Here is an 11,455-nt window from a genome sequence, read left to right as displayed (position 1 = left end):
GGCCGCCCGTCAGACGTGCCCGTACCGTTTATGTGAACCGACGAGGAAGGGGTGTGTATGGCCGACATACTCGCCGAGAACCTCTCCGGGAAGGCCGTCATGGGCTCCGACGGAACGGAACTCGGGATGCTGTACAACATCACGATGGACATGAAGTCGGGCGAGCTTCACGACCTGCTCGTCCAGCCGAACGAGCAGATATCCCCCGGTCGCGTCTCGTTCGACCGGGACGACCGCGGACGGTTCCGAGTCCCGGTGAACCGCGTGCAGGCGGTCAAGGATTACATCGTCGTCCAACGGTAGACTCAGGATAGATTCTCAATGCGGATTCTCGACGCTTCTGCGTTCATCCACGAGTACCACACCGACGACGAGACGGCCTCGATTCCCCTCGTCAAGGAAGAACTCACCGGCGAGCACGCCTTCCGCTTCGACGCCCTCGAAGGCGCGGGCATGTACGTCCACATCCCCGGACAGGGAACCGTGGACAAGGTGCTCCGCGCCGCGGGCGAGACCGGCGACCGCGACGTGCTCTCGGAGACCGACACACGGCTCATCGCCGCCGCCTTCGAACTCGACGCGACGCTCGTCACCGACGACTACGCGATGCAGAACGTCGCCGAGCGGCTCAACGTCGGCGTCGAAGTCATCGCCCAAGACGGCATCGCAGAACAGCGAAGCTGGAAGTTCCAGTGTCAGGGCTGTGGCCGCGAGTTCGACGAGCACAAAGAGCGCTGTCCCATCTGCGGGATGGAGCTGTCGCGGAAGAACCCGGCGTAAGCCGGCCGAGCCAGCGGTTCGGCTGTTCCTTTTTCAGACCGTCAGACCATGCCGGTCGCCTGCGCGTAGCTCACGAGGAACTGGACCGCGTTGTACAGCCCGTGGACCAGCGCGGCGACGAGCAGGTTCCCGCTTTGCTCGTAGACGACCGCGAGGACGCTCCCGAGGACGAACACCATCCCGAGCGAGACGTACAGCCCCTCGCCGGAGAACGACCAGAGGTGAATCGACGCGAACACCAGACTCGACAGGACGACCGCGGGCGCGGGACCCCAGAGTCGGCGGAGTTCACCGAAGGCGATGCCGCGGAAAATAAGCTCCTCCGCCGGGCCGACGAGGACGATGGTGATGACCGTGAGATACAGGAAGTACACCGGGTTCTCGCGGCCCTGCTGGGCGATGACGCTGTCGCCGCTCTGGATGCCGAGCGCGGACATCAGCGCCGACGCGCCGAGGTAGACGCCCATCACGGCGACGAAGCCGCCCGCAATCCACAGGGCGTCGCGCGCGGTCGGTCGCTCGAACCGAATCAGGTCCCAGTCGTCGCGCATCGCGAGGTAGCCCGCGCCGACGACGCCGAAGCCGACGAACTGTCCGGCGCTCTGTATCGCGCCGACGAGCGCGGTGTCGCCCGGAACCACGCCGCGAGCGAGGCCGCCGGCGAGCGAGCCGAGCGTCGCGCCGACGAGGAGCGAAAGGGCGACGACGATGATGATGCCACCGTACGCCTGGAGGTGGTCTGCGGGGCTCGCAGACGAGCGGGCGGTGTCGTGTGCCATTGTCCCCCCTTCGGAACGGTGTCGGATAACCGATTCGGGTCGATTCTCACCAGTCTGTGGAGTCACGTGAGTCTGTGTCGCTTGCGCCGTTTTGAGAGGAGGGCCGGACTGCGGAACCCCTCGAAAGCCCCCGCCACGACGGCTCCCGCGGGCCGTCGCGGTCCTCGGCCTCCGGCCTGCGGTCCTCACCGCCCCGGGGTTCGCCCTCGCGGCGGCCCCTTTCAGTCCCGCCCCGTGGACTGTTCGGGAGTCGTCGCTGGCGGGAGTCCGAAAAGACCCCGCGCCTGCAGAGCGACCGACTCTACTCGACGACCAGTTCTTCTTTGTCGGCGACGGCGTCCGCCTCCTCGAAGTCGCCGCCGCCGAGCAGGCCGCGGGCGGCGCGTTTGCCCCACTCGACCGCCGGCTGGACGAACGTGTCCACGCTGGCGAGTTCGCCGTAGAGGACGCAGGCGGCCTCCATCGCGTACAGCAGTTCGCCGAGGCCGTACTCGTCGACGCGGTCGAGTTCGATGCGGACGCTCGGGCGGCCGGCGGCGGCGAGGCTCGCCTCGGTCGCTTCGAACTCGGCGTCGAGCAGGTCGCCGAGCGACGAGCCGCCGAGGTACGCGAGGCCGTCGAGATCGGTCTCGGGGATGGCGACGTCCTCGCGCTCCGCGGCGCGGACGAGGGTCACGAGCTTGTCGCGCGGGCCGGCGCGGTACAGTTGAAGCTGGGAGTGCTGGTCGGTCGCGCCGAGCGCCCGCAGGGGCGTCTGGCCGAGGCCGTCTTTCCCGAGCGACTCGGCCCACAGCTGGGCGAACCACTCGGAGAACGTTTCGAGCGACTCGGCGTAGGGCATCATCGCGTTCTGGTGCATGCCGCGCTCGGCGAGCGCGTAGGACACCGCGCCGTAGGCGTACGCCGGCGAGTCGAAAAGCGAGTCCGACAGGCGCGCCTCCTGTGCGGCCGCGCCCTCCAAGACCGCCTCGATGTCGTGGCCGCAGAGGGCCGCGGCGGCGAGGCCGACCGTCGAGAGCACCGAAAACCGGCCGGGCACGCCGTCCGGGACGGGGAGCGACGGGAGGTCGTGCTTGTCGGCGAGGTCGCGGAGGTTGCCCTCCTCGCCGGTCGTGACGAAGGTTCGGTCGGCCCAGTCGACGCCCGCGTCGGCCATCGCCTCCCGGACGACGAGGAAGTTCGCCAGCGTCTCGGCGGTCGTGCCGGACCGCGAGACGACGTTGACGACGGTCGACGCGAGGTCCAGCGAGTCGAGGAGGCGCTCGACGGCCTCGGGGTCAACGTTGTCGAGGTAGTGGGCGTCCACGTCGCTTTCGAGCGCGTCGGTGAGGGTGGCCGCGCCGAGGGCGCTCCCGCCGATGCCGACGGTGACGACCGCCGAGGGGTCGTCGAACCGGCTCACCGCGTCGCGAATCGCCGCGGGGTCGGTGCTGTTGGGGAGGTTCAGCGATTCGTAGCCGTGTTCGCCGGCCTCTCGGCCGCGTTCGATGCGGTCGTGGGCGGCCGCGACGCGGCCGTCGAGTCGGTCGAGCGCCTCGCGCGAGACGCCGTGGGCCGACGCCGTGTCGAGGACGTTCCCGAGGTCTACCTGCATACAGGATGCCGCGTCGCCCGGCGTCAAAACGACACCGGTCGCTTTAATCGCGGCCGCTCCCAAGGGCGACCGATGGCAGACGACTACGGCGGCGTCATCGGCGCGTTCCCGTACGCCTTCCGGCACAGCGAGTCGTGGCTGTTCAAGTGTTACGTGCTCGTCGGTGCGCTGGCGACGGGCGTCGTCTCGTTGTTCGTCGCCTTCGGACTCGTGGTCCTCATCGGGGCGACCGCCGGCGTCCCCGGCGGGTCGCTCACCCTCTCGCGGTCGTTCTACGTCCTCGTGGGGCTTTTCGTCGTCGCGCCGCTGGTCGCTCCGATACTGTTCGTCGCCCGACGACACCGCCGCACCGGGTCGGAACCGCGGTACGACCTGAGCCTCGCGCTCGCGGGATTCCTGTTCATGGTCTCGGTGTACGTGGGGCTTCTCGCGTCGGTGCCCGCGGAGCTTCAGACGCCGGCCGAGCCGTTCACGGTGGGTCCCGTGACCGTCTCGGCGCTCGTTCCGGTCGTCCAACTGCTCTACGACCTGCCCGCAGTCTACGGCCTCGTTCCGCCGGTCGCGTGCGCGGCGGGAATCTACGGGCTTCACCGACTGCTCCGATAACCGTCGCCGGCTCGCTTTTTTCGACTTGGCCTCACCCGACTCGCGCCGCCAACTCGTCTCGGTAGCGGTAGACGACCACAGAACTGACGACGCCGATTCCGACGAGGAGCGCCACCGTCCCGTAGTTCGCCGCGCCCGCGTTCCGCCCGGCGGCCGCCGCGAGGGCGAACGTCGGCAGGCGACCGACCGCGACGAGGACGACGAGCGTCCGGAGTCGAAGCGGCGAGAGCCCGGCGAGCGCGCAGAGCGCGTCGTCCGGGAACGCCGGCAGGAGAAACAGGACGAACAGGCCGGCGACGCCCCGGCGGTCGGCGAATCCGTCGAACCGCGCGAGCGCGTCGTCGGCGACGAGTCGCTCGACCGCGGGCCGGCCGAAGCGCCGGGCGAGCAGGAAGACGACGGCGCTTCCGGCGACGACGCCGACCATGCTGTAGACCGTCCCGACGACCGTCCCGAACAGGTAGCCGCCGACGGCGGCGAGGGCTTGGCCGGGAATCGGCGCGAGAATCACCTGAAGCGTCTGGATACCGACGAACACCAACGGGGCGAACGCCCCGGTCGATTCGACGGCCGAGCGGACCCACGCCGGGTCGGCGAGTTGCGGGGCGAACACGGCGACGCCGACCGCGACGGCGGCGAAGGCGATTCCGACGACGCCGAGCCTGACGAGCGCCGCGTTCCGCGCGTCGGTCGAGTCGAACGGCCGACCGGTCACAGGAACGAGGCGGTCTTGAGCCGGGCGTTCAGCGCGTACTTCCGCAGGTACTGGCGGGCGGTCGTTCGCGTCCCGCGCGCGACGGTTCGCCCGGCGCGAATCCCGTCCAAGATGGCGTCGGTCGTGACGCCGCCGTCCGCCTCGACAGAGACGGTCGTGTACGCCCGTCCGACCAGCGCGGGTCGGTGCGCGTCGCTCCCGCCCGTGCCCGGGAATCCCTGTCGGCGGGCGTAGCGCCGCGCCTGCCCGTTTCTGAACCCGGTGAGCGTGTGGGCGTTGTACACCTCGACGGCGTCGACGTCCCGAATCGCCCGCCGGGACGCGCCGTGCCGGAACGTCTGAAACGGGTGCGGGACGACCGCGAGCCCGCCCGACTCGCGGACCGCCCGCGCCGTCTCGGGGAGCGGTCGCCCCGTCGCCGGCGGGTCGTCGACGCCGAGTGCGAGGAGGTGGCCGTCGGCCGTCGAGACCTCGACGCCGGGGACGACCCGGACGCCGTACTCGTGGGCGATGTCGAACGCCCGCGGGAGCGACCCGACCGAGTCGTGGTCGGTGAGTGCGACCGCGTCGAGGCCGACCGACGCCGCGCGGCTCAGCACCGCTTCGACCGACATCTCGCAGTCGTAGGAGGCGTCGGTGTGGACGTGGAGGTCGACCGCGAGCGTTCGCGGCCCTCGCGAGTCCCGCGTCCGACCGCTCATACCACACCGAATTCGAGCGCGAGACAGCCGGCGACCGTCAGGACGCCGGCGACGCCGACGAGGACGTGTCCCGCGTCTGTCTTGTACGCCTTGTAGTCGGAGGTCATGAGCGGGCAGACCGCCACGATGGTCGCGCCCGCGACCCAGCCGTTCCACAGCGGGACGAACTGGAGGAGGAAGTAGTTCGCCAGCACGACGAGATGCGTGTGGACGACCGTCGTCCCGTGGTAGTACGAGGTTCCCGAGTCGTCGCCGAACCCCTCGCTGTTGTGGCGGATGAGTCGCAGGCCGCCGAACGCGAGGACGACGAAGCCGACGACGGCGCTCACGACCGGGTTGGGCGCGAGCGCGACGTGGTACAGGAGCGCCGCCGACACGAGGTACGCGAAGATGTCGATAAAGGAGTCTATCTGTCGGCCGAACGCCGAGGCGGTCCCGGTCTTGCGGGCGTAGTAGCCGTCGGCCTTGTCGAAGGCGAAGCCGGCGAGGACGGCCACGATGGCCCAGTTCGGCTCGCCCGACACGAACAGTATCGCGCCGACCCACGCCCAGAAGAGCGCGCCCAGACTCAACCAGTCCGCGACCCCGAGCCGCGAAATCATGTTCTCCCCCGTCGATGAGCGCACGACCTCGCTCGCCCGCGCGTCGACCGCGTCCAGCCGCCCGAGAACTGCTGACCTGAGTTCGTCCGTCATGCCTGTCTGTCCGACACACTCGGCCGATTGAGTATAAATTTAATCGCTATAGTATATATAATTCAAATATCTATATACTTAGGTTCCCGAACGGAGCGCTCGGGACGGAACTGAGCGCTCTATACGGCTATGAACGCGGTTTGACGCGCCGGCGTCGCCACGGGCCGACCCGGTAGTACGATCGGGTGCGGGCGACGCGGAAGCCGACGCTCTCGAAGGTCCACTGCGAGGGTCGGTTGTCGCGGGCGACGAGCGCGTGGACCGTCTCAGCCCCCTGCCCGGCGGCAACCGCGACGGCCCGCGAAACGAGCGCGGTGGCGATGCCGCGGTTCCGCGCCTCGGGCGCGACGAACACCCGGCGGACGTAGCCGCCGGGGACGGTCACGTCGGCCTCCAGCGGGTGGACGTGGTACGTCAGGCCGGGGTCGCCGAGAAAGAGGTAGCCGACGAGAGCACGCTCCACGTCCGGCCCGCCATCGAACGCACACACCGCCGTCTCGTCGTCTCGAAGCTCGGAAAACGCGTCGTAGCGTGCCTCGAACCGGCGCGCGTCCTCGGGGTCGAGCGCGCGGATCTCGACTCCCGCCGGGGGGCCGCGGTCGGCGTCCGCCGCGTCGGCATCCGCGACGTACTCGTCCATCTGCGTCGCCGTGAGGCCGCGGGCCTTGAGCGCGTCGTAGACGCGGCGGGCCGTCTCGGTCCGGGTCAACCGCCAGAGCGCGGGCATCGTCAGTCGCGTCGGCGCGCCGCGAGAAAAGCCCACCGTCGCCGTGGGTGTCGGTGGCACACGCCGTCGTGAGCGCCCGAAACGGGGAAAAGGCCCGGTGGCGTACAGCGGGTGATGACCGAGTCCGAGACCGAGACCGAGTCCGAGCGAACGGGAACGTTTCTCGTCACCGCCGCCGACGAGGAGTCGGCCGTCCTGAAGGACGTACACTCCGGGCAGGTCCACGCGCTCTCGTCGAACCCCGGCGTCTCCGAGGACGAAGCCGTCCGCGGGACCGTCGCGCCCGACCCGCCGATGAACGTCTCGTGGCAACTCGTCGAAGTCGAGTCGCGCTGGACCGTCTCCGTCGAGCGCTCGACCGAGTCGCCGACGACGAACTCCCGCGACATCGCCGCCGACAACCCCGACGGCGAACTCGTCCGCGAGGAACGCGCCGGGACCGGCGAGATTCACGTCCTGTCGGTCCCCGACGACATGACCGAACAGGCCGTCGACGACATCCTCGACGACAGGGAGGGCCTGCTGTCGCGGGCCGCCAGACTCGACGTGAACCGCGTCGAAATCCGCTCGCAACCGGGCGTCGTCGCGGTCCGCTACATGCCCTGACAGGGCGCTTTTTCACCCCGGCTTCTGTCTCGCGTTCCTACCGCTGTTTTCCGGTCGAGGAGACGGGCCCGTCCGCGCTCTGGACGCACCACCCGCCGTGGACGCTCCCCTCGCGCTCGACGAACTCGACTGCCGTCCCCTCGCCGACGTGGGTCGCGTCCGCCGGGTCGAGTTCCTCCACGCGGAGCGTCAGCGTCAGCGCGTCGCCGCAACAGCCCACGTCGAGGAACTCCTCCCACTCGTCGCCCGGCGCGGCGTCCTCGTGGACCCGCCGCAGGTAGGTCACGAAATGGTCCGTGGTCAGCTGGTCGCGGCCCCACGCGCTGAGTTCGTCGGGAAAGGAGACGACCACGCGGGTCGCCGTCGGTTCGGTCGTCATAGTTCACGATTGTCGGCCAACGACTATGGGCCTGTCGCGGGTTCGCCGGGCGCTCGCCAGACCGCGCCGCGGCCGAGACCGTCCGCGGATAAGAAACCTTATTCCGCACCGCTCAGGACCGCAACCCATGGTTGAGTTTACGGTACCGGAGGTAGACTACACCCGGTACACGAATCGCCAACTCGCGGCCGTCCCCCTCGCGGTCCTCGCGGTGGCCCTACTGGTCATCGGAGGGTGGTACGTCGCGACTGGTGCGCCGGTGAATCCGGGCGTCGACTTCACCGGCGGTACCGAACTCCGCATCGCAACGGATGCCCCGCAAAGCGAGGTCACGGCGGCCTTCGACAGCCAGCCCGAGTCGATTCGCTCCGTCGCGGCCGACGGAACCTACGTCGTGACGTTCCAGTCGGGGAGCGCGACGTCGAGCGAACTTCAGACGCAGGCCGAAGACGCCGGCTTCGAAGTCCGGTCTATCGACGCCGTGTCGGCCAACTTCGGCGGCGAGACGCAACTGCTCGCCCTCGGCGGCCTCGCGGTCGCCTTCGCGGGCATGAGCGTCCTCGTGTTCGCCATGTTCCGCTCCTTTGTCCCCTCCATCGCGGTCGTCCTCTCGGCGTTCTCCGACATCGTCATCCCGGTGGCGCTGATGAACCTCTTCGGCATCGAACTGTCGCTGGGGACCGTCGCGGCCCTCCTGATGCTCATCGGGTACTCGGTGGACTCGGACATCCTCCTGAACAACCACGTCCTCCGGCGCTCCGGTGACTTCTACGAGTCGACCGCGCGCGCCATGCGGACCGGCGTGACGATGACGCTCACGTCCATCGCGGCGATGATCGTCATGACCATCACGGCGACGCTGTTCGGAATCCAACTGCTCGCCGCCATCGGCACGGTCCTCGTGTTCGGACTCACAGCCGACCTGATGAACACCTACATGCTGAACGTGACCCTCCTTCGCTGGTACAAGTTCGAGGGGGTGGCCCGATGAGCACGCTCCGCGACAACTGGCGGGTCATCTTCCTCGTCGTGGCCATCCTGTTTTCGACGTTCGCCCTCTTCTCGCCGACGATGGGCAACCAGTCCACAATCGGCGAGGACGACAGCGCGACGAACCTCCAGTTCGGCCTCCAACTCGACGGCGGGACGCGCATCCGCGCGCCGCTCGTCGGTGTCACGGCTGAGGACGTCCAGTTCAACGGCGACTCCGAGCGCGTCGTCGAACGGCAGGTCGCCGCCCAGATAGCGGGCGCCGACGCCGCCGACGTCATCGCCCGCACGGGCGCGGAGTCCAACACGGTCGAAGCGACCATCGAGAACGTCACGACCGACGACCTGAGCGCCGCGCTCGACGCCGCTGGCTACGGCCACGGCGAGGTCAGAGACGGCGTCACCGCGACGACCCGCGAGGAGACGGTCCGCGTCCTCCAGTCGAAAATCAACGAGGCCGGTCTCTCCGGCGGGACGGTCCAGCAGGTGACCACGGCGACGGGCGAGCACTTCATCCTCGTCGAGGTCCCCAACCGCGACCAGTCCGACGTCGTCGACCTCGTCGGCGAGCGCGGGACGGTCCAGATAGACATCTACTACCCGACCGGCACGGACAACGGGTCGCGGACCTACGAGACGCGCGAGGCCGTCCTGACGCAGGCCGACTTCACCTCCATCGGGACCGCACAGGAGTCCCAGACGGGAAGCGGGGCGTTCGTCCCCGTCTCCGTCCGCGACGAGCCCGCGTCAGAGTTCCAGACGGCGGTTCAGGACACCGGCCTCGCCCAACCCGGCGGGACGCGGTGTACCTACATGGAAGACGGCGGCCGGAACACGACCGAGGGCTGCCTCCTGCTCGTCGTCAACGGCGAGGTCGTCAACGCCTTCGGCATGAGCGGCGGGCTCGCAGACACCATGCGGGCCGGCGAGTGGGCCGACGCGCCGAGCTTCCAGCTCCAGACGCGCAACACCTCCGAGGCACAGGAAATCGCCATCAACCTCCGCGCCGGCGCGCTCCCGGCCAGCCTCGACCTCTCGGGCGAGGACAGCGGCACCTCGTCGTACATCTCCCCGAGTCAGGGTGAGAGCTTCAAGTTCGACTCGCTCATCACGGGTATCATCGCGGTCCTCGCGGTCGCCGGCGTCGTCTTCGTCCGCTACGGCAAGCCGCAGGTCGCCCTGCCGATGATCGTCACCGGCCTCTCCGAGGTGTACATCCTCCTCGGGTTCGCCGCCGCAATCGGCTACCCGCTCGACCTCTCGGTCATCGCCGGCTTCATCGCCGTCATCGGGACCGGGGTGGACGACCTCATCATCATCGCCGACGAGGTGATGGCCGAAGGCTCCGTGACGTCGCGGAAGGTCTTCCAGTCGCGGTTCCGCCGGGCCTTCTGGGTCATCGGCGCGGCCGCCGCGACGACCATCATCGCCATGAGCCCGCTCGCCGTGCTCTCGCTCGGCGACCTCCAGGGCTTCGCCATCTTCACCATCCTCGGCGTCATCGTCGGCGTGCTCGTCACCCGCCCGGCGTACGGTGACATCCTCCGACTCCTCCTGACCGAGGACCGCTGAGGCCGACCCCGCTTCGGCTGACGCGCTTTCTCTTTTCGTTCGCCGCTCCGATTCGTGTCTCCCGAGTCGGCGCGCTCGCCGCTCGGCCCGTTCACGCGATTCTCGCAGTTGATAGCACTCCGACGCTCTCGGACGTTCCCTATTTCAGAACCGACAGACTGCGGCGATTTCGTTCGTCCCCACCGGGGGGTATTCGCCGATAGAATCATATAGACTGCCTATAAAATACTGAGTGAAGCGGCAACTAACCAACCGCCGCCCGTCGGTAATCACGGTGCACGCACTCCACTCATGGACGATACGCCCCTTCGACACGATGACACGGACGCGACAACGACCCGGCCGGACGCCTCGCGGCGGTCCGCCGGCGACGACGAGGAGTTCGTCGCCATCGTCGCCCCGTACGACGACGCACCTGACGAGTGCACCATCTTCCCCGCAGGACTCTCCGAAGACGAGTTGCTGACGACGTGGCTCTCCGCGCAGGAAGGCGGGTACGTCGCACTCGCCGAGATGCGGTAGGTCCCGCTCGCGACTCGCTTTCGAACCGCTCCGACCCTCCACTTTTTCGAGCGCCGGTCCCCAGTCGACTCAGAAGTCCCCAAGCGACGACTGTTCGTGCGCGGCCATGAGGTCGGCGCAGGTTGACCACGACTTCCGCGCGCAGTCCGGGAGGATGCCGTGTTCGCGGACGTACTCCCGCAGGAATTTCCGGGTCGTCCCGTCGCTCGGGTAGCCGCTCCCCACCTCGCCGTACTCCGCGGCGAGCGCTTCGACCCGCCGGTCGCGTTCGACCTTCGCCACGATGCTCGCCGCGCCGACGATGGCGTGTTCGTCGTCCGCGCGGTGCTGGGCGTGGACCTCGACCGAGACGCCCGCCTCGGCCACGCCCTCGCGGACGCGCCGGCCGAATCTGGACTCGCTCACGTCGCCCGCGTCGCAGACGAGTTCGTCGGCGTCGACGGCGACTGCGGCGGCCGCTTCGACCTGCGCGCGGACGGTCAAGAGGTTCATGTCCGTCTCGGGGTCGTCGATGGTCTCGGGTTCGACGAACGCGACGCCGACTTCGACGTCGTCGCGCTCCCGGAGTTTCGCGGCGAGTTCCGCGCGCCGCTGGGGAGTCAGTCGCTTCGAATCGGCGATTCCGTCCGGGAGGGCGTCGGGGTCCGCCCGGACCGCCGCGGCGACCATCGGACCCAACACGGGTCCCTTTCCGGCTTCGTCGACGCCGACGTGCATATCTGGTCGGGTCTTGGGGTGGAAAATTAGAGGTTGCGGTCCGCGACGACGCCGGCCGACGCCGGCCGACGC

The 11,455-nt window shown here is 68.9% G+C and carries 15 protein-coding genes; 7 read left to right on the top strand and 8 right to left on the bottom strand.

Features of this window, described 5'->3' with window-relative positions:
- Positions 1-57 precede the first annotated feature (57 nt).
- Both IEV64_RS17135 and IEV64_RS17130 read left to right on the top strand, forming a co-directional pair.
- Entirely contained in the window at positions 58-303 is a 246-nt protein-coding gene (locus IEV64_RS17135; protein ID WP_004967375.1) for a PRC-barrel domain-containing protein, read from the top strand.
- 18 nt (positions 304-321) lie between these two features.
- Complete coding sequence (locus tag IEV64_RS17130; RefSeq protein WP_004967374.1) at positions 322-780, top strand: NOB1 family endonuclease; 459 nt, start codon at positions 322-324, stop codon at positions 778-780.
- Between the two features lie 41 nt (positions 781-821).
- Here IEV64_RS17130 and IEV64_RS17125 read toward each other — a convergent pair whose 3' ends face one another.
- Both IEV64_RS17125 and IEV64_RS17120 read right to left on the bottom strand, forming a co-directional pair.
- Entirely contained in the window at positions 822-1,559 is a 738-nt protein-coding gene (locus IEV64_RS17125) for a CPBP family intramembrane glutamic endopeptidase (protein ID WP_188424657.1), read from the bottom strand.
- Positions 1,560-1,860: 301 nt separating this feature from the next.
- The gene (locus IEV64_RS17120) at positions 1,861-3,153 is read right to left on the bottom strand and encodes a glucose-6-phosphate isomerase (RefSeq protein WP_188424655.1); all 1,293 of its coding nucleotides are present in this window, start codon (positions 3,151-3,153) and stop codon (positions 1,861-1,863) included.
- A gap of 72 nt (positions 3,154-3,225) precedes the next feature.
- Between IEV64_RS17120 and IEV64_RS17115 the strand changes: the two genes are divergently transcribed.
- Positions 3,226-3,759 (top strand): DUF8056 family protein, encoded by a 534-nt coding sequence (locus IEV64_RS17115; protein WP_188424653.1) that lies wholly within the window; start codon positions 3,226-3,228, stop codon positions 3,757-3,759.
- 31 nt (positions 3,760-3,790) lie between these two features.
- Here IEV64_RS17115 and IEV64_RS17110 read toward each other — a convergent pair whose 3' ends face one another.
- From IEV64_RS17110 to IEV64_RS17095, 4 genes are all read right to left on the bottom strand, one after another.
- Positions 3,791-4,474, bottom strand: a complete 684-nt coding sequence (locus IEV64_RS17110; protein WP_188424651.1) for a TVP38/TMEM64 family protein — start codon at positions 4,472-4,474, stop codon at positions 3,791-3,793.
- Entirely contained in the window at positions 4,471-5,175 is a 705-nt protein-coding gene (locus tag IEV64_RS17105) for a CehA/McbA family metallohydrolase (protein WP_188424649.1), read from the bottom strand. The genes IEV64_RS17110 and IEV64_RS17105 overlap by 4 nt, the downstream gene beginning before the upstream one ends.
- Positions 5,172-5,870 (bottom strand): CDP-alcohol phosphatidyltransferase family protein, encoded by a 699-nt coding sequence (locus IEV64_RS17100; RefSeq protein ID WP_007276092.1) that lies wholly within the window; start codon positions 5,868-5,870, stop codon positions 5,172-5,174. Before IEV64_RS17100 ends, IEV64_RS17105 begins: the two co-directional genes overlap by 4 nt.
- A gap of 127 nt (positions 5,871-5,997) precedes the next feature.
- Complete coding sequence (locus IEV64_RS17095; RefSeq protein ID WP_049920653.1) at positions 5,998-6,597, bottom strand: GNAT family N-acetyltransferase; 600 nt, start codon at positions 6,595-6,597, stop codon at positions 5,998-6,000.
- A gap of 114 nt (positions 6,598-6,711) precedes the next feature.
- Here IEV64_RS17095 and IEV64_RS17090 point away from each other — a divergent pair, with 114 nt between their 5' ends.
- On the top strand, positions 6,712-7,203 hold the full coding sequence (locus IEV64_RS17090; protein ID WP_007276090.1) for a DUF5812 family protein: 492 nt from the start codon (positions 6,712-6,714) through the stop codon (positions 7,201-7,203).
- Between the two features lie 37 nt (positions 7,204-7,240).
- Here IEV64_RS17090 and IEV64_RS17085 read toward each other — a convergent pair whose 3' ends face one another.
- Entirely contained in the window at positions 7,241-7,582 is a 342-nt protein-coding gene (locus tag IEV64_RS17085) for a DUF7968 family protein (RefSeq protein ID WP_004967365.1), read from the bottom strand.
- Between the two features lie 127 nt (positions 7,583-7,709).
- Between IEV64_RS17085 and secF the strand changes: the two genes are divergently transcribed.
- From secF to IEV64_RS17070, 3 genes are all read left to right on the top strand, one after another.
- Positions 7,710-8,573, top strand: a complete 864-nt coding sequence (secF, locus tag IEV64_RS17080; protein WP_007276089.1) for a protein translocase subunit SecF — start codon at positions 7,710-7,712, stop codon at positions 8,571-8,573.
- Positions 8,570-10,144: a preprotein translocase subunit SecD gene (gene secD, locus IEV64_RS17075; protein ID WP_188424647.1), complete on the top strand. Its 1,575-nt coding sequence runs from the start codon at positions 8,570-8,572 to the stop codon at positions 10,142-10,144. Before secF ends, secD begins: the two co-directional genes overlap by 4 nt.
- A 291-nt stretch (positions 10,145-10,435) precedes the next feature.
- Entirely contained in the window at positions 10,436-10,666 is a 231-nt protein-coding gene (locus IEV64_RS17070) for a DUF7511 domain-containing protein (RefSeq protein WP_004967362.1), read from the top strand.
- A gap of 69 nt (positions 10,667-10,735) precedes the next feature.
- On the opposite strand, the gene rnhB is transcribed toward IEV64_RS17070, so the two are convergent.
- Complete coding sequence (rnhB, locus tag IEV64_RS17065; RefSeq protein WP_188424645.1) at positions 10,736-11,383, bottom strand: ribonuclease HII; 648 nt, start codon at positions 11,381-11,383, stop codon at positions 10,736-10,738.
- Positions 11,384-11,455: the final 72 nt, after the last annotated feature.

This window comes from Haloferax sulfurifontis (assembly GCF_014635105.1).
GTDB classification, from domain to species: Archaea; Halobacteriota; Halobacteria; order Halobacteriales; family Haloferacaceae; genus Haloferax; species Haloferax denitrificans.
The sequence above is the reverse complement of the archived record's forward strand: the minus strand, read 5'-3'. Positions and strand labels throughout refer to the sequence as shown.